Source organism: Bacillota bacterium (assembly GCA_023511485.1).
Taxonomy (GTDB): Bacteria; Actinomycetota; Aquicultoria; order Aquicultorales; family Aquicultoraceae; genus CADDYS01.
Genome location: JAIMBH010000012.1, coordinates 13,457 through 36,525, shown reverse-complemented (window position 1 = coordinate 36,525; position 23,069 = coordinate 13,457). Strand labels below are relative to the sequence as shown.

The 23,069-nt window shown below is 43.3% G+C and carries 25 protein-coding genes, 1 tRNA gene and 1 riboswitch; of the genes, 23 read left to right on the top strand and 3 right to left on the bottom strand.

The genetic code is table 11. From position 1 onward, the window contains the following. The first annotated feature begins 551 nt into the window (after window positions 1–551). Complete coding sequence (locus K6T91_05465; GenBank protein MCL6472244.1) at window positions 552–1,739, top strand: glucosyl-3-phosphoglycerate synthase; 1,188 nt, start codon at window positions 552–554, stop codon at window positions 1,737–1,739. A 60-nt stretch (window positions 1,740–1,799) separates the two neighbouring features. Next, a tRNA-Pro gene (locus tag K6T91_05460) sits at window positions 1,800–1,876 on the top strand. A gap of 7 nt (window positions 1,877–1,883) precedes the next feature. Here the strand turns inward: K6T91_05460 and K6T91_05455 are convergent. Next, the gene (locus K6T91_05455) at window positions 1,884–2,219 is read right to left on the bottom strand and encodes a hypothetical protein (GenBank protein ID MCL6472243.1); all 336 of its coding nucleotides are present in this window, start codon (window positions 2,217–2,219) and stop codon (window positions 1,884–1,886) included. Window positions 2,220–3,083: 864 nt separating this feature from the next. On the opposite strand from K6T91_05455, the gene K6T91_05450 reads away from it, so the two are divergent. From K6T91_05450 to K6T91_05415, 8 genes are all read left to right on the top strand, one after another. Continuing rightward, the gene (locus K6T91_05450; protein MCL6472242.1) at window positions 3,084–3,629 is read left to right on the top strand and encodes an RsbRD N-terminal domain-containing protein; all 546 of its coding nucleotides are present in this window, start codon (window positions 3,084–3,086) and stop codon (window positions 3,627–3,629) included. A 28-nt stretch (window positions 3,630–3,657) separates the two neighbouring features. After that, on the top strand, window positions 3,658–4,668 hold the full coding sequence (gene dsrM / locus K6T91_05445) for a sulfate reduction electron transfer complex DsrMKJOP subunit DsrM (protein ID MCL6472241.1): 1,011 nt from the start codon (window positions 3,658–3,660) through the stop codon (window positions 4,666–4,668). Window positions 4,669–4,725: 57 nt separating this feature from the next. Then, window positions 4,726–6,342, top strand: a complete 1,617-nt coding sequence (locus K6T91_05440) for a (Fe-S)-binding protein (protein MCL6472240.1) — start codon at window positions 4,726–4,728, stop codon at window positions 6,340–6,342. Continuing rightward, the gene (gene dsrJ / locus K6T91_05435; GenBank protein ID MCL6472239.1) at window positions 6,335–6,730 is read left to right on the top strand and encodes a sulfate reduction electron transfer complex DsrMKJOP subunit DsrJ; all 396 of its coding nucleotides are present in this window, start codon (window positions 6,335–6,337) and stop codon (window positions 6,728–6,730) included. The genes K6T91_05440 and dsrJ overlap by 8 nt, the downstream gene beginning before the upstream one ends. Beyond that, a complete protein-coding gene (locus K6T91_05430) occupies window positions 6,730–7,533 on the top strand; it encodes a 4Fe-4S dicluster domain-containing protein (GenBank protein MCL6472238.1) in 804 nt (267 codons plus the stop codon). Before dsrJ ends, K6T91_05430 begins: the two co-directional genes overlap by 1 nt. Further along, window positions 7,526–8,698: a polysulfide reductase NrfD gene (gene nrfD / locus K6T91_05425; GenBank protein MCL6472237.1), complete on the top strand. Its 1,173-nt coding sequence runs from the start codon at window positions 7,526–7,528 to the stop codon at window positions 8,696–8,698. Before K6T91_05430 ends, nrfD begins: the two co-directional genes overlap by 8 nt. Window positions 8,699–8,894: 196 nt before the next feature. Further along, a riboswitch (cobalamin riboswitch) is annotated at window positions 8,895–9,092 on the top strand. Window positions 9,093–9,350: 258 nt separating this feature from the next. Beyond that, window positions 9,351–10,133: a cobalt ECF transporter T component CbiQ gene (cbiQ, locus tag K6T91_05420; GenBank protein MCL6472236.1), complete on the top strand. Its 783-nt coding sequence runs from the start codon at window positions 9,351–9,353 to the stop codon at window positions 10,131–10,133. Window positions 10,134–10,136: 3 nt separating this feature from the next. Next, on the top strand, window positions 10,137–10,994 hold the full coding sequence (locus K6T91_05415; protein ID MCL6472235.1) for an ATP-binding cassette domain-containing protein: 858 nt from the start codon (window positions 10,137–10,139) through the stop codon (window positions 10,992–10,994). Window positions 10,995–11,083: 89 nt separating this feature from the next. Here K6T91_05415 and K6T91_05410 read toward each other — a convergent pair whose 3' ends face one another. Next, window positions 11,084–11,995, bottom strand: coding sequence for a DUF475 domain-containing protein (locus K6T91_05410; protein MCL6472234.1), 912 nt, complete (start codon window positions 11,993–11,995; stop codon window positions 11,084–11,086). 327 nt (window positions 11,996–12,322) lie between these two features. On the opposite strand from K6T91_05410, the gene K6T91_05405 reads away from it, so the two are divergent. The 13 genes from K6T91_05405 to tusB all read left to right on the top strand — a co-directional run bounded on the left by K6T91_05405 (window position 12,323) and on the right by tusB (window position 21,432). Beyond that, entirely contained in the window at window positions 12,323–12,943 is a 621-nt protein-coding gene (locus K6T91_05405; protein MCL6472233.1) for a DUF47 family protein, read from the top strand. Beyond that, entirely contained in the window at window positions 12,936–13,928 is a 993-nt protein-coding gene (locus tag K6T91_05400; protein MCL6472232.1) for an inorganic phosphate transporter, read from the top strand. Before K6T91_05405 ends, K6T91_05400 begins: the two co-directional genes overlap by 8 nt. A gap of 188 nt (window positions 13,929–14,116) precedes the next feature. Continuing rightward, window positions 14,117–14,770 (top strand): response regulator transcription factor, encoded by a 654-nt coding sequence (locus K6T91_05395; GenBank protein ID MCL6472231.1) that lies wholly within the window; start codon window positions 14,117–14,119, stop codon window positions 14,768–14,770. Window positions 14,771–14,777: 7 nt separating this feature from the next. Continuing rightward, entirely contained in the window at window positions 14,778–16,256 is a 1,479-nt protein-coding gene (locus K6T91_05390; protein MCL6472230.1) for a PAS domain S-box protein, read from the top strand. A 268-nt stretch (window positions 16,257–16,524) separates the two neighbouring features. Then, complete coding sequence (locus tag K6T91_05385; GenBank protein MCL6472229.1) at window positions 16,525–16,722, top strand: hypothetical protein; 198 nt, start codon at window positions 16,525–16,527, stop codon at window positions 16,720–16,722. A 98-nt stretch (window positions 16,723–16,820) separates the two neighbouring features. After that, complete coding sequence (locus K6T91_05380; protein MCL6472228.1) at window positions 16,821–17,753, top strand: sulfite exporter TauE/SafE family protein; 933 nt, start codon at window positions 16,821–16,823, stop codon at window positions 17,751–17,753. Window positions 17,754–17,771: 18 nt separating this feature from the next. After that, on the top strand, window positions 17,772–18,224 hold the full coding sequence (locus K6T91_05375; protein MCL6472227.1) for a TIGR02186 family protein: 453 nt from the start codon (window positions 17,772–17,774) through the stop codon (window positions 18,222–18,224). 2 nt (window positions 18,225–18,226) lie between these two features. Beyond that, window positions 18,227–18,544: a TIGR02186 family protein gene (locus tag K6T91_05370; GenBank protein MCL6472226.1), complete on the top strand. Its 318-nt coding sequence runs from the start codon at window positions 18,227–18,229 to the stop codon at window positions 18,542–18,544. Between the two features lie 30 nt (window positions 18,545–18,574). Further along, window positions 18,575–19,429: a universal stress protein gene (locus K6T91_05365; GenBank protein ID MCL6472225.1), complete on the top strand. Its 855-nt coding sequence runs from the start codon at window positions 18,575–18,577 to the stop codon at window positions 19,427–19,429. Between the two features lie 197 nt (window positions 19,430–19,626). Next, window positions 19,627–20,193, top strand: coding sequence for a TMEM165/GDT1 family protein (locus tag K6T91_05360; GenBank protein MCL6472224.1), 567 nt, complete (start codon window positions 19,627–19,629; stop codon window positions 20,191–20,193). A gap of 183 nt (window positions 20,194–20,376) precedes the next feature. Beyond that, window positions 20,377–20,733: a sulfurtransferase complex subunit TusD gene (gene tusD, locus K6T91_05355; protein MCL6472223.1), complete on the top strand. Its 357-nt coding sequence runs from the start codon at window positions 20,377–20,379 to the stop codon at window positions 20,731–20,733. Window positions 20,734–20,771: 38 nt separating this feature from the next. Then, the gene (gene tusC, locus K6T91_05350; GenBank protein ID MCL6472222.1) at window positions 20,772–21,119 is read left to right on the top strand and encodes a sulfurtransferase complex subunit TusC; all 348 of its coding nucleotides are present in this window, start codon (window positions 20,772–20,774) and stop codon (window positions 21,117–21,119) included. A gap of 19 nt (window positions 21,120–21,138) precedes the next feature. Further along, complete coding sequence (tusB, locus tag K6T91_05345) at window positions 21,139–21,432, top strand: sulfurtransferase complex subunit TusB (protein MCL6472221.1); 294 nt, start codon at window positions 21,139–21,141, stop codon at window positions 21,430–21,432. A gap of 267 nt (window positions 21,433–21,699) precedes the next feature. Here the strand turns inward: tusB and K6T91_05340 are convergent, their stop codons facing one another. Beyond that, window positions 21,700–22,998, bottom strand: a complete 1,299-nt coding sequence (locus K6T91_05340) for a hypothetical protein (protein ID MCL6472220.1) — start codon at window positions 22,996–22,998, stop codon at window positions 21,700–21,702. Window positions 22,999–23,069: the final 71 nt, after the last annotated feature.

Below are 23,069 nucleotides of genomic sequence, written 5' to 3'. Positions count from 1 at the left end.
GTGCGCTACAAGCCAGGAATTTTCGCAATTTTCTGGAGAACTTGAATTGGTTTGACAATGCTCATGCAATCGAGATAAGAAATCGCGTCAAGGTATCACGGCGCATCTGGGATGCAATAGATGCTGCTGTAAAAGATGAGAGCTGCAATCTCTTAATAATCCCATGGTTAGATGAGGATAAGGGCAATATGAGCCAAAGTGTTTTAATAAATGAAGTGCTCGATAAATCTTCGACCGATTTGCTTATTATAAGGCCGGGAAAAAAGAAGAACATAAGGAAAATTCTAGTTCCTCTTAGGGGAGCGCCTCATGTTGACCTGATCATTGATACGGTCATGGCGATTTCGCATAAATTTAATGCGGAGCTTACAATAATGCGCATATTAAACGAAGATGTTACCGACAAAGAAATGAGGCGCGAAGAGGCGCTCTTAAACTCTTATCTAGTAAGGAGAGGCCTTAATAAAGACGACTATAACTTCTTGGCTGCTTGCTCAAATAATACAGCGGAAACGATTATCAAGGAAGCATCACAGCACGACCTTATCATAATGGGAACGCCGCTGTACTCAAAATCGAATGGGACACGGCTGGGGCGTGTAATAAAAACAGTGATTAACAATACCGATGCAACCGTTTTGATTGCACAGGCAGTTGATGCCGCAACTAACACGACCTTCTTGCCAGAGGAGCTACTGAGGTTGAGAAATGGGGAAAGTACCGCTAGCATATCTGAAGTCGTTGACAAGTGGTTTGCGGAGAATACGTTTCATGCCAGCGAATTTTCCAATATCGAAAAACTAATTGAGCTTAAACTTAGACAGGGCTTGACCATAAGCCTTGGCTTACCGGCTTTAAACGAAGAGCAGACCATAGGAGACATCATCGAAACTATTAAGGGTTATCTGTACGACAGGTACCCATTGCTCGATGAGATAGCCGTGATTGATAGCGGATCGTCGGATAAGACAGTCGAGATTGCAAAAAGCTACGGCATAAAAGTTTTTAAAGACGACGAGATATTGCCGCAGTGGGGATCTCGTCTTGGTAAAGGTTGTGCCCTGTGGAAAAGCCTCTACGCGTTAAAAGGAGACATAATCGCCTGGATAGATACTGATATAAAAAATATCCACCCGCGCTTTGTGTATGGCTTGGTCGGCCCAATTCTTAAGTACCCCAGGATAAAATATGTAAAGGGCTATTATAGAAGACCGGTAAAAATCGGCGATCAATTTATAGAAACCGGTGGTGGAAGAGTAACCGAGCTAACGGCGAGGCCGCTTTTAAACCTTTTCTTTCCTGAGTTATCTGGGCTGGTGCAGCCTCTTTCCGGTGAGTATGCAGGCCGCCGTGAGGTACTAGAGAAGGTTGGATTTTACAACGGTTACGGTGTAGAGATGGGCCTGCTCATAAATATACTAGAGCAGTTTGGGCTAGATGTTATCGGTCAGGTTGATTTAATAGAGCGCATACACCGCAATCAGTCTTTGGAAAATTTGAGCAAGATGTCTTTCGCAATAATTCAGGTTGTTATTGAAAATCTGGAAAAGAGGCACCGTGTAGAGCTATTGCAAAAGATGAATAAAACAATGAAGCTCATCATGCACGAACCCAGCCAGTTTTATCTTGAGCTCAAAGCTATCGAGGAATCCATGAAGCCTCCCATTGCCACAGTACCTGAGTATGAGGACAGATTTAATGAATTAATTAGCGAAAATCTGCTTGAAGATATAGGGTGACCGCTAAGCAGCCATGTCGTAACGTTAAAATATTTGTTATAATATCTGTGCAAATTCAGACGGGGCGTAGCGCAGCTTGGTAGCGCACACGGCTGGGGGCCGTGCGGTCGCAGGTTCAAATCCTGTCGCCCCGACCAGAAATTCTTATTTGAACTTGGAGAAAAAAATTACGTCAAAAGGCTCAGCAAACTCATGATTGCTAGCCTTTTTGCCGTTTAGATAGATTTTCTTAAAGAGTGCTTGGTTAAACATTCTCTTGGTCTTCGGCGATCCTTTTTTTGTAAGCTTCATGGCAATTAGAAGCATGGATATAGCCAAATAAATGGTTTCCTCAACTTCATCATTTGTAGCTGTTAATTCTTCAAGTCTGGTCTCAGCGGTCAATAAAGCGTCTGCAATCTTGTTTTGCTCTTCTTTTAGAAGGTCTAGAGGAAAAGCTTTATCAAGATAAGCCACAAGAAGAAGTTGTCTTTTTCCCAAGAGTTTCTTAACTCGTTTATTCTGAAATTCTTGTTTCTTGAGTAGCAAAACCTCGCGTTTGTATAGCTCTTGGACTATAAGCCTTAAGACCGGATAAAAAGGCAAGACTATTTTCTTGTCCGGTTTTAGGGGTTTACTTCAGAGGGTCTCGCTTTTGCTTTACCGTTCGCATCAGATATTTAATTTGGGTTAACGCCACTTTTTAGCGATTCGAATAAATATCTGGAAGCAATCTAAATGAAATTAAGTTATACATAATCTGGAAGTATGGGTGAAACCTGGCGCCTTATAACTAAAAAGCATATCCCTCATGAATTTTATAAGTATTAGAAGAAGTATTTATGCAAAAACAGCATTCACCCTTGACTGATTCCGAATACTAGTAAATCATTGAAATTAATAACGTCGTTTCCATGAAGATAGCTGGCATATACCAGGATTGGTGGTCGGAATTATAGGCATATGCAAGGAAGATTTCTGCCTGGCTCAAAAGCTAACCATAGCGAGGAAAAAGATAAATGAAACAACTTAAAGACCATTAAGGGAGCGTCTCAATTTAGCGAAATACAAAGTAGGCTCTACGGGGGATAAAAAGAAAATAGTGCTGAGATTATTGGTTTTACTATCGGTATGTAGACAGATAAGCTATCTGGCTTTAACGCGTTATTACCGAGTTGTTTGGTGTTTTATTCACGTTAGACATGTTTTATAATGGCATGAAAGGTGGTCAAGGAGGTGAAAAAGATGGAAGTAAGGATACCCTTATGAGATCTTCACTTAATTATGTTACCGGAAAGGCCAATATAAGGCCAGAAGCAAAGACTGGTGTGCCTGGTAAGCAGAATTGCCAGAAACGGAGGCAATATGGAAGCAAAGCTTAAGGACATCTTAAGGGAGAAGAAGCCCGCTATCCTGAAGAGCTGGTTTGATGTGATAATGGAGACGTATCCAGCCGAAGCTGCAGGCTTCTTAAAAGGAACTAAGAACAGGTTTACAGGTGCGGTGGGATATACTATCCATGAGGGCATAGACGGTATCATTGAGGCACTTATAAGAGGGGTGCCATTTGAAGAAATCACTCCTCTCCTCGATAATATCATCAAACTCAGAGCTGTGCAGAATTTTTCTCCTTCACAAGCTGTGGCCTTTATCTTCCATCTAAAAAAGATAATCAAAGAAGAGCTTCGGAATGTTAGCGACACACATGGCGTTATAGACAATGAAACGTTATCTTCACTCGAGTCAAAAATAGATACCCTTGCGCTTATGTCCTTTGATATTTACATGCAATCGCGTGAGAAGATCAATGAGCTAAAAGTAGATGAGGCGAAAAATATGGTCTTCAGGCTGCTACAGAGACAGAGACAATTGTACGGGGCACAAGAGCAAGGTTCAAATATAAAAAGATAAACTCAAGACAAAGAAAAGAGGTGAGAGAATGGGAGCTTTATCTTCCTTTGTTGTAGTGGTACTGCTTATCTTGCTTGCTTACATAGGAGTTGAAGCTGCCGGTTTGCAGTCTTTCTTTGGAATAGCGATACCTTATGCGGCAGTACTAACTTTCATTGTGGGGTTTATTTATCGCGTAATAACGTGGGGAAAGTCGCCCGTCCCTTTCGCTATCACTACAACTGGCGGTCAGCAAAAATCCCTCCCATGGATAAAGCAAGCTAAACTCGATAATCCCTCCAGTACAGCAGGTGTGATCGGTAGAATGGTACTCGAGATACTTCTCTTCCGTTCACTTTTCAGAAACACCCAGAGCGAATTGAGGGATGGGAAGCTTGGCTATGGTTCGGCTAAATGGCTATGGTTGGCAGCGATAGCGTTTCATTGGTCGTTCTGGATTGTCCTGCTTCGACACATCAGATTCTTTGCAACTCCCGCCCCAGCATACTTAGGTTTATTGGAAAGCCTTGATGGTTTTTTACAGATCGGTACTCCAAGGCTATTTCTAACGGGCGTAATATTGCTGGTGGCTGTAACTTACCTGCTGCTTAGAAGATTTTATATACCAAAGGTACGCTATATTTCTCTCGCGTCCGATTATTTCCCACTCTTTTTAATTATGGCGATTGCTTCTACAGGCATCCTTATGAGGTATTTCTTCAGGGTAGATATTACGGGCGTGAAAGAGCTAACGATGGGTTTGGTGACTTTTAACCCTGTTATCCCGGATGGAGTTAGCGCTATATTCTATATCCATATATTCCTTGTCAGTTCTCTGTTTGCTTACTTCCCTTTTAGTAAGCTGGTGCATATGGGTGGTGTGTTTCTCAGCCCAACAAGAAATCTGGCGAACAACAGCCGTGCGGTAAGGCACATTAACCCATGGAATTATCCTGTCAAAGTCCACACATACGAAGAGTATGAGGAGGAATTCAGAGAGAAAATGGAAAACGCTGGGATACCGGTCGAACGTCCCTCGGCAGCATTGATAGAAGACTAGTAGAGGATCTGAAAAGGAAACAAAAGACGCTGTGATACCAGCGGGAAAGGAGTGAATATGGCAAAAGTTCCAAAACCAGAGGAGCTATCAACGATAGATTATAAACTTCCCAAAACGGGCTGGATGGACACCCCTGTAGAATTCCGGGAGGGGATGTATTGTAACGGGGCAAGGCCTGACTATCTTGAAATAGTTGATTTTCCAAACCCCAGGAGATGGTCTCCTGCGGAAGAGGATTGGAAACTGCCCGAAAACTGGAAAGAGATAATCTTAAATGGCATGAAGGAAAGACTTGAAAAGTATCGTTCCTTCCGTCTATTTATGGATATCTGTGTAAGATGCGGTGCATGTGCTGACAAGTGTCACTTCTTCCTTGGTACGGGTGACCCTAAAAATATGCCCGTTCTCAGGGCAGAACTTATGAGGTCGGTTTATAGAAGGTACTTCACGACTTCAGGGAGGATGTTGGGAAGACTTGCAGGCGGTAGGGAGCTTACGCTAGACGTGCTTAAGGAGTGGTGGTATTACTTTTACCAGTGCTCAGAGTGCCGTCGCTGCTCAGTCTTTTGCCCATACGGCATTGATCAGGCCGAAATCACAATGATTGGCAGGGAGTTGTTGAATCTTATCGGTCTAAACACAGATTGGATTGCAGGTCCTGTATCAAATTGCTATATGAAGGGCAACCACCTTGGGCTTGAGCCCCACACGATCAAAGGCAACTTTGAGTTCATGATAGACGATATAGAGGAGATAACGGGCATCAGGGTCGAGCCGACCTTCAACAGAAAAGGTGCTGAAGTCCTCTTTGTCGCACCATCGGGCGATATGTTTGGCGATCCCGGTACGTACACATGTATGGGCTATATGATGCTCTTACACGAAATCGGTCTTGATTACACATGGAGCACATACGCATCCGAGGGTGGCAACTTTGGTTTCTTCACCTCGATGGAGATGGCCAAGAGGCTTAATGCTAAGATATACGCTGAGGCCAAAAGATTGGGTGTAAAGTGGATACTGGGCGGTGAGTGTGGCCATATGTGGAGGGTTATAAACCAGTATATGGACACATGGAATGGGCCTGCTGATTTTCTTGAGGTACCTGTTTCACCTATAACAGGCACAAAATTTGAGCATGCCAAATCGACAAAAATGATTCACATCGCCGAATTTACAGCCGACTTAATTAGGCATGGTAAGCTAAAACTTGACCCAAGCCGCAATGATCATCTCAAGGTGACGTTCCATGACTCGTGCAACACCGCAAGGGGCATGGGAATACTTGATGAGCCAAGATATATCCTTAAAAACGTCTGCAATAATTTTTACGAAATGCCTGAAGATACTATAAGGGAGAAGACATTTTGCTGCGGCAGCGGTTCTGGTTTGAATGCAGCAGAAAATATGGAATTGAGATTGAGAGGCGGCTTCCCAAGAGCAAATGCGGTTAAATACGTCCACGAGAGATACGGCGTGAATATGCTGGCAAATATATGTGCTATCGATAGAGCGGCCCTTCCAACTCTTATGAAATATTGGGTTCCTGGCGTGGATGTAGCAGGCGTTCATGAACTTGTGGCAAATGCTTTAGTTATGAAGGGCGAGAAGAAGAGGACACAAGACTTGCGGCTTGAGGATCTGCCTGAAAGGGAGGGTGCTGAAGATGTATAATGGCGGTAAAATCCTTTTAGGTCTCTTTATATTCCTAGCCGTTGTAACATTCCCGTTTTATAATAACGTTGGAAAGGCCAATGTAGCACCCAAGCCAAGTATTGATACACCTGCAATACAGAAACTTGCGGATAAAAAGTGCATTGAATCTACTGCATTTATGAAAGCTGAGCACATGCAGTTGCTGAACCAGTGGCGGGATTCAGCGGTTCGCGATAACAGTAGGGTTTATGTGGCCAGCGACGGTAAGAAATACATCATAAGTCTACAGAATACATGCATGAAGTGTCACTCAAACAAGAAGGAATTTTGTGATAGTTGTCATAACTATGCGGGTGTTAATCCCTACTGCTGGGATTGCCATTTGGCGCCAAAGGAGGGTAAGTAATGGGCATCGATAGAAGAGAATTCCTAAAAATAGTAGGCGCCTCTGCTGTCTTTGCATTAGGCGGTATGACGATAGTAGATGCTATCATGAATGATAACGCTGAGGCAGCGCAGTATACGCCAGAGCCAGGAGCCCTTGTGGCGAAGCAGTGGGCCATGGTTATCGATGTGCGCAAGTTTAAGACAGAGGAAGATTACAAAAGGGTCATAAACGCTTGCAACAGTATCCACAATATTCCCGATTTTGGTGAGTCAAAAGATGAAGTGAAGTGGATATGGACTGACACATTTGAGCATGCATTCCCTGAGCAACAGGAGCCGGAGTTAATGCAAGAGTCTCTCAAGGAATTGCCATTTCTCTTGCTATGCAACCACTGCAAAAACCCTCCCTGTGTAAGGGTATGTCCGACAAAAGCCACGTTTAAGAGGTCGGATGGAATTGTTATGCAAGATATGCACCGCTGCATTGGATGTAGATTTTGTATGGCAGCATGTCCATACGGCTCAAGGAGCTTTAATTGGAAAGACCCAAGACCTCACATCAAAAATGAGAATCCCGACTATCCAACAAGGACAAAAGGCGTTGTTGAGAAATGCACGTTCTGTGTGGAGAGGCTCGCAAAGGGCCTAATGCCTGCCTGTGTGGAGGCGTCCAACGGCGCCATTTTATTCGGCGATATAACAGATCCTAACTCAGAGGTCAGAAAAGCCCTTAGCTCAAATTACGCTATCAGAAGAAAACCAGAGCTTGGGACAGGTCCAAATATCTATTATATTATAGGAGGAGGGTCTGATAATGCTTGAGAAGGCGCTAGAGGGTAGTAGGAAGTATTGGGCCTGGGTAATATTTTTGCTCATTCTTATCGGAATAGGCTTTGTTTTCTATCTCAGGCAGTTTGGTTATGGTTTAGGGATAACAGGCATGAGTAGAGATGTATCCTGGGGCCTCTACATCGGCCAGTTCACCTTCCTAGTGGGTGTGGCGGCCTCTGCTGTTATGCTTGTCATACCGCTTTACCTGCATAACTTTAAGAAGTTTAGCAAGATTGTTATTCTTGGGGAGTTTTTGGCTGTAGCTGCCGTTACCATGTGCATGACGTTTATCTTTGTGGATATGGGTCAACCTACAAGGGTAATGAACGTTATACTGCACCCAACCCCAAATTCTATCATGTTCTTTGATTTCCTGGTTTTGACCGGCTATCTACTGCTCAATATTGTAATTGGCTGGACCAGCATGGGTGCCGAGCGCAAGGGATTTCCTCCACCGGCTTGGGTTAAGCCACTTGTGTATATATCGATACCGTGGGCGATAAGCATTCACACTGTAACGGCCTTCCTCTATGCAGGTTTGCCTGGAAGGGAGTACTGGCTTACTGCTATCATGGCGGCACGTTTTCTTGCTTCTGCGTTTGCTGCAGGTCCTGCTTTGCTGATAATCCTGGCCATGGTAGTAAGGAAACTCACCAAATTTGATCCCGGAACAGAGGTTATTCAGTCAATCAGTAAAATTGTGGCCTATGCAATGGTTGCCAATGTATTCTTTTTACTGCTTGAAGTGTTTACCGCCTTTTATAGCAACATCCCAGGCGAGAAGAATCCTTTCTTTTACCTTTACGCTGGGATACAGGGGCATGGGAAGCTTGTTCCTTTAATGTGGGCTAGTGCCATACTCGCAGTGGTTTCTCTTGTGCTTCTAATCTATCCCGGTACGCGAAGGATGGAAAAAACCTTAGCAGTAGCTTGCGTAGCAGTATTTGCTTCTCTTTGGATTGATAAGGGATTTGGATTGACCGTTGGCGGATTTGTGCCCAATCCTTTTGGTAGAATAACCGAATACTGGCCCACGTTACCTGAGTCGTTAATAATACTTGGAGTTTGGGCAATAGGTGCGCTAGTGCTTACCATTCTTTACAAGGTAGCTATCGCAGTAAGGGAGGATACCATAGGCTTAGAGATAGAGCATTAATGACGATTCGGTATCCATTGTGCGAAAGCTCGGTATTGGTATAAGGCTGGGCCAGGCTAAATAAAGTGATAAGTGCCACTTTTGTTAGTATAAAGAAGTCGGGTTTAGAAGCCCGACTTCTTTATGCATTTATTCGATGTCTGGACGGTAGTTTTTACTTTACTCGATTTACTATCACATGTTATACTGGTAGCTAATTTAATATGAGCTTCTAGGTTGCTGGACTAGTAAATTTACTAGTCAGATGCATAAAAGGGAAGCTGGTGAAAATCCAGCGCGAGCCCGTCACTGTAACCGCGGAGCGAGCTACAAGATGCCACTGGTTTTAATCTGGGAAGGCGTAGTAAGCGATGAGGCGGAAGCCAGGAGACCTGCCTAGAGCTTGAAAAGTCATCACTCTCGAGGCCTGGAGTGAAAGGCGCGTTGTTCAAGAGTAACCCCGGCTCAAAGAGAGCCGTTTTTTATTTGCGGTTAATAATGAAAAGAGATCAGGTGCATTTTTGGTAATTAAAGCTGTGCTGTTACTGGCATGCACGGCGCATAAATCTTAAGATATAAATCCTGTTTTAGCGCCGGCCTTTAAGGAGACGATAAACCTGACTGGCATATGTAGTCGTAAAACGAAGATAGCTTAACGGGAGACATATAGTTGGTGAATTACAAAATCGAGCTATTCTCTGATTACTTTACCCATAGAGAAAATATCTTTACTCTAATCGATGCCCGTTTAAAGCTTGTTTTTGTGCTATTTATCTTATCTCTTGTACTTTTTAGCAATAGGATTAGTCTGATGTTTGCGGTGACCTTCTTGTGTCTGATTTCGCTTCTCCTGGTGCAGATTCCTTTTAAGATGCTAGTGGTAAGATTAGCGAGCCCACTTTCGATGGCTCTAGTTATCCTTATACTCCAGGGTATATTTTTTGGCAAGAGCGCACTTTACTCATTCGACTTTTCTGGATTTAGCTTTCATATTTACCATGAGGGCATTAATAGAGGACTACTGATTGCTGGTCGGATTATTGCCGGTACGTCACTAATGCTTTTTCTAAGTATGACAACAAGCTTAAATAAGTTGCTGGCTGCATTAAAGTTCTTTCGCATACCGAACGGTTGGATTGAAATAGCAACGTTTTCTTATAGATTCATTTTTATTTTTATAGAAGAGGCCCAAAGCGTAATGGATGCACAGAGACTACGGCTTGGCTATAAAGGAATCAGAAACAGGTTGCACTCCTGGGGGGCTTTGGTAGGAGCCTTATTTGTAAAGGTTTACGATCAGGCAAATACAACCTATAACTCAATGGTTCTTCGCGGGTATAATGGTGTACTTTACATTCAAAAACCAGAACGTATAACCAACCATGACTTTGTTGCCGGATCAGCAATGTTGGTATTATGTTTACTCTTGCTATTACTGGCATTTTATGGAGGTTAACTTTTGTCATATCTGGAGATTAAGAACTTAACGTATAAGTACGAAGATGGAACTGTGGCTCTCGATAACGTCTCCATGTCAGTGGAAAAAGGTGAATTTATCGGCCTTTTAGCGTCAAACGGGGGCGGTAAAACGACATTGCTTAAAACTATTGTAGGCCTTCTCAAGCCAGGAAAAGGAGCAATTACAATCGACAAAGTCCCTTTGGCTAGGATGAGTCGTGCCGAAATATCAACTAAGGTCGGGCTGGTTTTTCAAAACCCAAGCGACCAGCTTTTTGCTCCTACCTTAGAAGAAGACGTAGCATTTGGACCGAGAAACTTGGGATTATCTAACCATGAGGTCAAACAGAGAGTTCAGGAGGCTATAGAGATGGTGGGTCTTGAGGGCTGTGCCAAAAAAGTGGTGCACCACCTCAGTTTCGGCCAGCAGAAAAAAGCATGTATTGCTGGAGTGCTGGCAATGAAGCCGGACATAATTCTTCTTGATGAGCCAACAGCTGGGCTAGACCCAAGTAGCGAATCTAACCTTCTTAGTGTTCTTGGAAGATTAAACAAGGAGATCGGTGTGACAGTAATTATAGCAACTCATATGGTTGATCTCATGCCATTGTTTGTCGATCGAATTTATGTGCTAAGAGAGGGCAGAATGGCCATCGAAGGGACACCCGAGGCGGTATTTTCGAGCACTCAAATGATGCAGGAGGTAGACTTAAGGCTCCCTTATATAACCCATCTGATTGAGGAGTTAAGACAAAAGGATCAGTTACCGTTTGATTCGCTTCCTCTTACAATTAAGGATGCACGAAGCAAACTTGTATCCATGATAATGAAAAACAACATTAACATCTATGGTAATTAATTGGATAAAAATCAAGCTATTTTCCTTTAGTGCACTGATGGTTATATATGCCTATGTATCGGAGGGCTTAGGATAAATTAACGCAGCATTTATAAAGCCTTCCTTATTGATCGCCAGAAAAAGTAACCGACGATGATAAACGTGATAACCGGTGTTATCCAGCTCGGGATGTGAAGCCCGAAGCTATCTGCAATCATGATCAGACCCAGATACAAGATAGAGTACATGGCTCCATTTTTAAGGTAAGGGTATCTTTTGATCCTATCGATATTGCTGATGGTTAATTGTCGAACTGCTAGCGCTCCAAGGCCGTTGCCCAAAACAATAAGAGGGACTGATAAAGTAAAAGCGAATGCGCCAAGCACACCATCTATCGAGAAGCTGGCATCGATAAGCTCCAGGTAAAGAACCTTGCTTAGATCGGAATATTTTTTCTCACTCATCAAATCCTTCTCCGCTTTTTCAGCAAATTCCCTAAATCCGTGAATGATAAAATAAGCGGTTGAGCCAAGTACGGCGCCGAAAGCCATAAGTGGAGCCTCCTTTATAGCAAACCAGACAATGGTGGCAAGAACAACCGAAACTACAGTAAAGAACCAAACGCCATTGGAGGCGAAAAACTTCTCGATACTAAGGCCATAGTTTTTTGTCTCCAGAAACAGCCAGTGAAAAAATAAAAAGACCAGAAAAGTTCCGCCGCTGATCAATAGGATTGGTGCTGAGGATTCAACAGCTTCAGCTACTTTAGGGTCTGCGCTTAGGGTAGAGATAAATGCCCCTACAGGACCAAGTGAAGGGGTAGTTCCCCAAATGATAAGCCAGGGCAATAAACCTCTCAGCAAAAAAACGGCGATAAGAAGACCCCATACTAAAAACCATCTACGCGCTTTGGGACCCATTGTTGAGAGTACTTCGGCGTTGATGACTGCGTTATCTACGCTAATAATTGTTTCATAGACTGCAAGGCCTAGAACTATAAGTATGATAGAGAGTAGGTCCATATTCTGATTTTATCCTAAGCGATTCTGTTAATAAAGAAGTTTGCGGTTTGATATCGTAAAAGCAGCGGGAGCACCCTATAGCCATGCTGGCAAGAAAAGCGCTGATATGGTTTTGTAAAAGCCCTCTAGAATATTCTAGAATGGAATAGAGAATATCGAGCCAGGTTGGAAGCTCATGGGCTTGAATTCTAGGGCTTGAGAACGGTGTTTTTATAATTGAGACGGAAAAAATATAATTCTGGGCTTGCTTAGCTATCTATAACTTTCAGCATTATCCCATTTAAAAAATCTTGTACCTCTAGGACTTGTGTGTTAATTTAATAGCGTATGAAACTCAATATAATTCCAAGAAATGACATTTACTTTGAACTTTTCAATAAAGCGACGGAGAATCTAACCGAGGCTGCTCGGCTATTGCGTGACATGCTAAAGAATCCTGAAAAGGCGCCAGCTAACGCTAAGGCAATTAACGAGCTTGAGCACAGGGGTGATGATATTGTCGCTGAAATTACCCAAAAACTCGCAAAGACGTTTGTTACTCCATTTGACCCTGAAGATATACATGAACTAAAGAGCATTATCGACTCGATACTTGACTCGATAGATTCGATTGCGGAACGAATAACGCTTTATAACGTAAAAGAAATTCCTAAGCCTGCAATAGAGCTAGCGCAGGAGCTCGTAAATTCTGTAAAGATCTTAACGAAACTTGCAAGTTGCCTTAAGAAGATGCAGCTATGTGACCATAATTTAGTAAAAGAATTAAAGAGCTGTGAATCGGTTGCAGATAAGACGTATAGAAGAGCTATCGCAGACCTTTTCTCGAATGGGTTTGAAGTCATAGAGGTCATCAAATGGAAGGACCTCTATGAAGACTTAGAAGATGCGGTTGATTTTTGTCACGAAGCTGCAATAACCATCGAGGGAATCATCTTAAAATATGCCTAACCTAGAAATAGTAATTCTGATAATCGCCGTCGCGTTAGTGTTCGATTTTATAAACGGCTTCCACGATGCAGCCAACTCTATTGCCACTGTGGTCGCCACAAGAGTACTTTCACCGAGACTTGCAGTCATTTGGGCCGCTTTCTTTAACTTTGCTGCGGCTTTTGTTTTTGGCCTTCACGTAGCAAAAACTGTCGGTAAAGGGATTGTTCTACCAAGCGTGGTTGATAATGCTATTATTGCCAGTGCGTTAATCGGTGCTGTTGTCTGGGGCATTATAACCTGGTGGAAGGGCATTCCATCTAGCTCATCTCATGCGCTCATAGGTGGGCTTATAGGGGCAGCTCTGGTTAAAGTAGGCCCGTCATCTTTGATCTATTCAGGAATAAACAAAACCGTGCTATTTATTGTTCTATCACCGATGATCGGTTTTATCTTAGCCGTTGTTATTACAAACGTATTATTCGGAGCTTTAAAAAATGTTGATGCAGGAAAAGCAAACCACGTTTTTAGAAGAGCTCAGCTGTTTTCTGCCGCTGCTTATAGTTTAGGCCACGGTGGAAATGATGCTCAAAAAACTATTGGCATAATAACAGCGCTATTGTTTGCAGCTGGCTATATTAAAGGGGATTTCAATGTTCCCCTTTGGGTTATTGCAATTTCCTATTCTGCTATGGCTTTTGGAACCCTTTTTGGCGGCTTTAGAATTGTAAAGACAATGGGCTCGAGACTCACCAAATTAAAGCCAGTGGGCGGATTTATAGCAGAGACATCAGGAGCCGTTACGCTTTTCTTTGCTTCATTCCTCGGGGTTCCGGTATCTACCACTCACACCATAACCGGCTCGATAGTAGGAGTTGGTTCAACAAAAAGATTTAAGGCCGTAAGATGGCCTTTAGCTTCGCGCATTGTCTGGGCATGGATATTAACTATCCCAGCATCTGCCGCAATCGCTGCCTTATCGTTGTTTGCAATCAGGCTATTTTAGCTACAAGCAACCTTATCTAAGAAGTTAGCAAACCCTGCCAAGTGCCAGAACCTTAATGTTGCCCTTCATGGAGCCGGCTACAAAATAAGTCGTAATAATGTTTACGCGCCATAACGGAGATTACTGATGCAGTAGTCAATGTTATGAGGGATTTAAGGTATGCCAATACGCACTATAATTAAATTACCATGGGAAAAATCAGAATATTGCTTGCCGAGGACCACGTACTGGTAAGGCAAAGTCTTAGGGACTATCTAGAAAAAGAAGAGGATTTTGAGGTAATAGGTGAGGCTGGCGACGGAGAGCAGCTTGTAGCTTTAGCCAAGAATTTAAAACCAGACATCATCATAATGGATGTTGCAATGCCTAAACTTAATGGAATCAAAGCTACAAAAAAGATAAAGGCAATGAACATCCAGGTGCCGATACTCATTTTGACCGCATATGATATTGACCAATATATATTCTCGCTTATAGAGGCCGGTGCGGCCGGGTACTTGCTAAAGGATATCGACGGCGAAGACTTAAAGGATAGCATTCGCCGCGTGAGTAGCGGGGACTCAGTACTTCACCCAACCGTAGCAAAAAAATTGATGGAACGGTTTAGATCTACAGGTAAGAGGCAGGATCAAAGCTCTTTTGAACTACTGACAGACCGAGAGCTGGAGACGCTTGAGCTGGCGGCACAGGGAAAGAGTAACAAAGAAATTGCCGAGACACTTAATGTAACTGTTCACACGGTCGAATCGCATTTAGGACATATATTCAGCAAGTTGGGAGTCGGATCAAGAACTGAAGCCGTTGTTATTGCCCTAAAAAAGGGATGGATAGGCCTGGAATAATTTGGTAATGGCAATGAGACATATAGTAGAAAAATACAGAAATTGGCAGGGTAAACAGCGAAGGCACTTTACCAGCAATCCCCAATTCTGGTCGATAGTAAGCATTTTTATCTTAATAACCCTGCATTATTATGATAACCTCACCAGCTTCAGGCTGTTTTCGACACCTGACCTTCCGCTTGGCATAACAAGGCATACTGTTGATCGAATATTGTATCTGGTGCCTATTGCGCTTGCTAGTCTAATTTTTGGTGTAAGGGGTGGATTATTAACCGTTGCGGCCGCCTTTGCGGCAATGTTGCCGCGAGATCTCTTTATCACACGCTATACAGCTGCAACGTTTCTTGAAACAGTCATCATTACATTCATAGGAAGCCTTGTTTCGGTTGGACTGGAACACTACAAAGACCAGGGCGAACAATTAGAGGTTACTCTGGAAAAGCTTGAAAGATCCGAAAAGAAATATAGGCAGCTTTTCGAGAATGCCCATGACGCAATATGGGTTCAGGACCTCTCCGGTAAAGTTACCGATGCCAATCAAGCAGCGTCTGAGCTTTTCGGGTACGATTTGGAAACCTTGATCGGAATGGATCACCGCCAATTTTTTTCGGATGAAGCTTTCGCATTAGCCCAGGCGGCGCAGAGAAATCTCTTAAATGGTCATGACAACCACCAGCCTTACGGCCAGGAGATTATTAAGAAAAACGGTAAAAAGGCTTACGTTATGCTGACTGCAAACCTTATCTCAAGCAACGGTGAGCCGGATGGTATTCAATTTATAGGAAGAGATATCACCAGAGAAGTGAGGATGCAGGAAAACCAAGCTTTCTATCTTCAGCAGATCACAAGGGCGCACGAAGAAGAACGCCAGCGTATCTCGCGCGACCTGCACGACAGCACGGTGCAGAATCTCATAGCTACACTTCGGTCGCTGGAAAAGTTTTGCGAAGAAGACAACGAACTGTCGCCGCAAAGATTAGAGATGTTATGCAGCTATCGCCGTAATCTCAAAGAAGTTGTAAAAGAGATACGCCAGATAAGTAGGGATCTAAGACCATCGATTATCGATGACCTAGGCCTTTTACCGGCGGTTGAGTGGTTGGCGGAGCAATTTAAAGCTGAGTACGGGGTTGCTGTTAATTTCAAGGTGTTGGGCACAGAAAGGGAGTTCTCTCCTGAGGTCGAAGTAACCTTATTTAGAATCATCCAAGAGGCCTTAAGAAATATCGCGAAGCATGCTGATGCTACTAAGGTTTGGATAACGATCGATTTTGAACAGAACGAAACTATAATCAACATTATTGATAACGGAAAAGGATTTGAGCTTTCTTCAAGCTTAGGCCAGCTTTCCCGTCAGGGAAAGCTGGGTATAGATGGAATGAAGACCAGAGCCCGGTTGGTAGGTGGAACATTAGATATCCAGTCTAGCCCCGGCGATGGGACAGCAATTGCCGTTGTTATTCCCAATCACCCTGAGAAGCATTAGATATTATTACGTGATTTCCGCTAGATGTCTGCTATAAAAATCCATGCCAGTGCCATTAAGGTGACTTAGAGCAGCAGTACCAGATAACGGTGAGGTTTTAATGCTAGTTATTTGAGCTGCAAATTCGTCAGTCACACCGATGTAATTCCTCCCGGCAAATGTTCAAATTAAATCATCTATTTGGTAGGAGTACAGGCTGAACAAGGCAGTTGATCGAGCTAACTGTATCTTCTGAATTGAACTGCCTGCATAGTGAAAAGGAGGAAAAATGGAGCGCATAAAGAGGTTCTTTAGAAAGCTGGATGATGAGATGGCGGCTTACGCTTTCGCTGAAGAGGGAGAGCTTCAGATGGCGAAGCAGATTCTTGCGGAGTCAGGCCGAGAGGTAGAAGAGAAAAAAACGGACCAGATATTTAAGCGTAAACGTGATTCGGTGGCTTTGATTGAAGTTGAATTAGACGCTTAGCTGGCTTAAACCCATAGGCTGGGTTAATAACTGGCAGCGGTTAGTGTTCAGGAATTCGCCCATTCTTCGGGGTTATTGCTATCAAGTTGAAATAGAAGGTGAGTTCTGAAGTGTTTCTCTACCTACCTGTCGCACTGACAAGTGTCAGTACGATTGTTATATTGTCAATTGGTTTGAGCATAGGTTTATTGTCAGGTTTGTTTGGTGTAGGTGGGGGTTTTCTAATAACCCCCATCCTTATGATGCTAGGGATCCCTCCTACTGTTGCAGCAGCGTCGGGCGCCAGCCAGATGGTAGGGGCATCGGCTTCAGGTACCTATACGCACTGGAAGCTAGGAAACGTCGATTTTAAAATGGGTATATATTTACTAATCGGAAGTTTCTTAGGTGGAGTAGCCGGCGTATATGCAGTGTCGATCCTAAAGTCGCTTGGCAACGCCGATTTTATAATAAAACTTACCTACGTTTTAATTCCCCTGTTTATAGGTACCTACATGGCATTTGAGAGCCTACAAAGCATGAGGAAAGCGAAAACCCACGCAGGTCGTGAGGAGAGGTCGCAAGAGCCGTCGGGATTTAAAAAATTCCTCAGGTCACTACCGCTGCAGACTGACTTTGAGAAATCCGGTGTAAGGCACTCGCTGTTGCTGCCAATAACCATTGGCATACTGGTCGGTTTACTGGCTGCCATAATGGGAGTCGGCGGTGGATTTATTATGGTGCCTATTATGCTTTACGTCTTGGACATGCCGATTCTGGTTGTTGTCGGAACAAGTTTGTTCCAAGTGCTATTCACGGTAATCGAGGTAACATTCCTATCCGCCTACACAAACCATACGGTTGATCTTATACTTGCACTGCTCATGCTGGTAGGTTCAAGCATTGGGGCACAGCTGGGAACCAAGCTAAGCAAAAAAATGGATGCAGAACAACTAAAGATATTGTTGGCGCTACTGATTCTTGCAGTCGGTATAAAAGTCCTAACCGAGCTTACGTTGAGTCCGACAATACGCCTGGCGTTAACTAGCTAGCATAGAAAGGGGTCGCAGATGGAGAAAGAAAAGACGGGCATAATAATTGCACTACTATCTATGGCCCTGCTTATACTTTTAGTATTTGCAAGTACCGCCTTTGCGCAGATCATAGTAAATACAAATGCCGACGACATAAAAATCCGTGCTTTTTATCATGGCGGCAGAGTTGATATTAGCGGCAAAACCGATCCTGGGGCCGATGTAATTGTAAAAATAACTTCGTCGGAAGAAAAAACAAAGTTGCGAGAGAAAGGCAAGGTAGGATTCTTCTGGTTAAATAAAGATCCGCTAATTTTTGAGCGCGTCCCCAATCTGTATCTTCTCTATAGCACGAAAGATATACCCAGTATCTTGAACCGGGAGGAGATGGATAAATACGTCATTGGATATCCGGCCCTAAAGAAGCATATCGAGATAGTTCCCGTAAAAAATGAGAGCGAAAAAACAAGTGGTTTAACGAGTTTATAAAATTGAAAGAGACCTCTAGATTATATGCTATATCGCCAAAAACGGTTGCTATGGCTAAAACCGGGAATTTTGAGAAATATGCTGTCGAAATTGACTGGCCTTATCAAGCTCCTCCCGGCCAATATAAAGCTATTGCTTATGAGGTAAAAGACATGAAAGTAAGTGACGTAGCGCAGACAAATATTACAGTTGAGCAGGACGGTATAGTCAAGGCAATATCGACAATGGCGAGAAGGAATGGGGCTCTATACGGAGCTCTATCAATAATCATTGCACTTGCAGTTGGTTTTGGCATCAGCCTAGTATTTAAAAAAATCTAGTGTATTGGGAGTGAACGGCAAATACCATTTATGGAAAAGAACGGAAATATTTTAGTTGCCTTTGATGGTTCAGAGTCAAGCATAAACGCATTAAGGCAGACCATAAGGTACTCGAAAATAAACAGAAAAGCGGTATTGGTTTTAACCGTTCAGCCCCCTTATGAGGGTGAGCTTGAGTATGGGTTAGTCAAAAATATAAAAGCGGTTTTCAGAAAACATGGGGAAAAGATTTTATCGAGTGCTGAAGCAATCGCTAAAGAAGAGGGTGGCCGAATTGAAGCAATCCTTCAAGAAGGTCAGATATACGATGTAATTGCCGATACTGCGAGGAAGCGCAATTGCGGGCTTATAGTCCTGGGCAGGAGGGGACTTAATAAGATTGATAGAGTGCTTATGGGAAGTATAACGGCACGGGTTATTGGTTTCAGCCCGGTCAATGTACTAGTTGTACCGAACAACGCACAAGTTAGGTGGAGCCGTATATTGCTGGCGGTCGATGGTTCACAATGCAGTGAAGTGGCCGCTATCAAAGCCATTAAGATGGCGCGTGATTACAATGGCGAATTAAAAGTGCTCTCGGTAGTGGATGTACCACCGGAGGTTTACCCTGAGGCCCAGGATGTAATTGAAGCAATGATTGGAGAAGCGAGAGAGATCGTAAGAAATATAGAGGACCTGGCAAGGTTGCATAGCATTAGAGTAGAATCGTTTATAAGAGAAGGAAACGCGTTTGAGAAAATCATTGAGTTATCTAACGAATTGAAAGTAGACCTTATCTGCATGGGAAGTCATGGAAGAACAGGGCTTAGAAGGCTTCTTGTGGGAAGCGTAACTGAAAAGGTTATCGGTGGCGCAGCACGCCCTATACTTGTAGTTAAAGATTGATAGAACCCTTTAAGACCTGCCTTAATATTTATGCTTGTTTTAAGCCGGCCGGCAGTTTTAATCTGATTGTTATCTGATTGTTACCTCTGAAACAACCTGTTCTTATCTGCCACATAAACACAAATAATCCTTTTTAGCAAAAGCTTTGGCATGAAATGTTATAATGCTAAAGACAACCCAACTTAAAGGAAGACTTGATGCTTGCATTTATATCTTCGATGTTACTGGTGGCCGTTGCTGAGTTGGGAGATAAGACCCAACTTCTTGTGCTTTCCTTTACAACGAGATACAAATTGTCAAAGGTGCTTATTGGAGTAGGCATAGCACTTTTTGGGTTACAGCTCCTTGCTGTTGTTGCCGGACAAGTATTGTTCCGGGTCGTACCAATAAACTACCTGCGGATAATTATAGGTATTTCATTTATTGGTTTTGGTATATGGATAATCAAAGGCGAGGATGAGGGCAAGGATGTCAAAACGGATGCGTCTCGTTTAGGTGCAATTGCATCAATAGCGTTAGCCTTTTTTCTTGCTGAACTAGGGGATAAAACGCAGCTTACAACCGTTTCGCTTGCTGCCAAGTATCACTCTTTTGTTGGCGTGTGGCTGGGTTCGACTCTTGGTATGATTATTGCCGATAGCGCTGCGCTAGTTGTTGGAATACTTGCTGGTAGACGGCTACCACAAGAAAAAATAAGGTACTTTTCAGCAACGGTACTTATACTCTTTGGTATATTAACGCTGGTTCAGGCATTTACCAGTTAAACCTTTATTTAAGCCGCCGGAAAAGGAATTTAGCTATTGACATTATACCATACGGGGTATACCATAAAAGTAGATTTATATTGTTCGAATTAAGGGCATCTGGTTTCCAGCTGCTTTTTTAAAGTTAATGCAATTGCCTTATTGTATAATAATTAGCCAGATACAAGGGAAGGAGCGATAAGTGTGAAGTTTGGGGTACTGGTTCAAGAAGGACCTTATCACCATGAGTCTTCGGATAGTGCTTATAACTTTGTTAAAGCCGCTATGGACAAAGGTCATGAAATCGTTGGCGTATTTTTCTACCATGACGGGGTTATTAATTCTACAAAGCTAACAGACCCGCAACAGGATGACAGGCACATACAAAAAAGGTGGTCTGAAATCGCAGAAAAAGGTGTCGATCTGGTAGTCTGCATTGCAGCTGCCAAGCGCAGAGGAATTAATGACGACGTTTTGGCTCCCGGTTTTAGGATCTCAGGTCTTGGACAGTTGACCGAAATGGCCATTAAGGCGGATAGATTTGTTACTTTTGGAGCATAATCGAAAGGGTGAATGACCGAGTGAGCGAATTAACAAAAATGTTATTTATGATGCGCAAGGCACCGTACGGGACAATCTACTCTTTTGAAGGTCTTGAGGCCGTATTGGTCATGGGCGCATACGAGCAGGATATCAGCCTTCTGTTTATCGATGACGGCGTCTACGCTATAAAGAAGGGAATGGATACATCTCCTCTTGGTATAAAAGACTTTTCCCCTACATTTAGGGTGCTTGAGGGCTACGATATCGAGAAACTTTACATCGATAAAGAATCGATGGAGGCAAGAGGGCTGACGCTGGATGATTTTGTGGTTGAACCAGAAATATTGGACAAGGATCAGATAACAAAGCTCATGGAAGAGCAGGACGTTATATTTCCGTTTTAGGTAAAGCGAAGGAGGCAAAATGCTTCATTTGATAAATAAATCGCCATTTAATTCAGCAAGCTTAGATAGCTGTGTAAAGGTTGCTTCAAAAGGCTCACCGATTCTATTTATCGAAGATGCGATATATGGAGCAATGGCCGGAACAGCCATCGAGTCAAAGATAACTGAAATAATGAAAGACCACCCAATATATGCGCTAAAAGAAGATTTAATGGCAAGAGGCGTTTCTAATCTTATCCCAGGAATAAAAGAAATTGACTATACGGGATTCGTTGAGCTGGTCGAGCAACACAAAACCTGCACCTGGTCGTAATGTAGCGTGGCAACGTCTTTATTATAGCACTTTATAGTGCTGCAGTTTGTAAGCGCTGCAATGCTGTCATAAGGCTAAAAGGGCCAAAAATGGAAGAAATATCATCATAGGCCCTTCGACTCCGCTCAGGGTAAACTGCGCATCGAGCAGGTTGCAAGGAGCAGAGTCGAAGGGCCTAAATATCAAATAATATCAAAAGTTACTGCCCTCGTTACCTGCTTTCACTAGCTGAAAGCTGTCAACTAAAAGAGCTGATAGCCGACTGCTTTAATCGGCTTTGGCATGCTGGCATACTGCCTTTAAAAGTGGCAACAGCATCTCATCAATCCTATCGATAATCTGCTTAAAATATCCGCCGAAGCTTTTCGAATTTGCGAAAAGCTCCTCCCTGAGCAACCTGATGTTTTCATTATCGGTCTTAAGAGGGCTGATCGGCCCGCTATTCATCGCAGCTTTTTCCAAAGATAGGAGTTCCCTGGCTTTTTCAAAGAAAGGCAGAGCGAGTTCCCGGAGCTCGGCTAATACGCTAACCGTCACGGCATCATGGTTTGCGTTTTGTTCTAACAGCTCCAATAATCTTCTAAGCATCAAGAAAAGTGTGCAGTACTCAATGCCTCGCACACCGCGGCGCCATTGCAATATCCAGGGCTGTCTCCAGTACCACAATCCATTATTTTCTCCGAAGCTGATTAAATCACGTGCCGCGGTTTCAAGATGTTTAGCCATCTCAATTAACCGGCGGTCTGCATTTTTGCTGCATTTCGTAAGAGATGCATTGCCGGCAGTTGAAATGGTGCAATCAGCGCGCACTTTTTTCCCTGAAAGGTAGTCCAAGATATTAAGCAGGGCCTTGTAGCCCTGCTTATGGCCTAGGGTTTCAAAGTGAAGATAAGATAGAAGAACCTTGCCCTTACCATAACCAGCCTCTACCACAGCAGGCTCTCCCTTTATACGTGAAGGATTCAGGTTAGTCCCATAGCTTCTCTCTAAACTGTCCCAATCTATGTTGGGGCGAACTGGTATATCTGAAACGAATGCTCCATCATGAGGCTCATCGTAAGAAGCAAGTACTCTAACAGAATTAGGTTTACGAAGGGAAAACTGGCCTGGCCACCAGGCGTAAAATCCTGTCCTGTCAGGAATGCCTTGCCAAATAGGATGTTTGGGATGTTCTTGGATAATACCTATCTTTCCGCTAAAGCTGGGAACGCGCTCGCTTGTAGGCTTTCGGGTTATCGGGACTAGCCCAAGCCCATCTTTATGGCTTAGGGCAAGACCAGCACCACCGCAAATACCGAGGTAGCTACCTCCACCATCAACAAAACTCTGTATATTCTCCTTTCCCTTATCACCAAGGGATTTAATTTTATTGCTTGCCCAGCCGCCTGGGACAAAGAGAATATCGTAGCCTTTAAGGGCGCCACTTTTTATGTCAGATGACGTTACGAGGTTGAAGTTTAACGAAAGATTGGTAAAAGCGTCGTATGCGACAATGCCCCAGAGGAACGACTCATCCCAAAAGAAAGCAATTTTTAAGTTATCATCTGAGCCAAATAAACTGACCATTTGCCATATTATATGTCATAGGTAAGCTACAGGCTATAAAATTGCTTCTGCAGAACGAGGGAATAATAAGG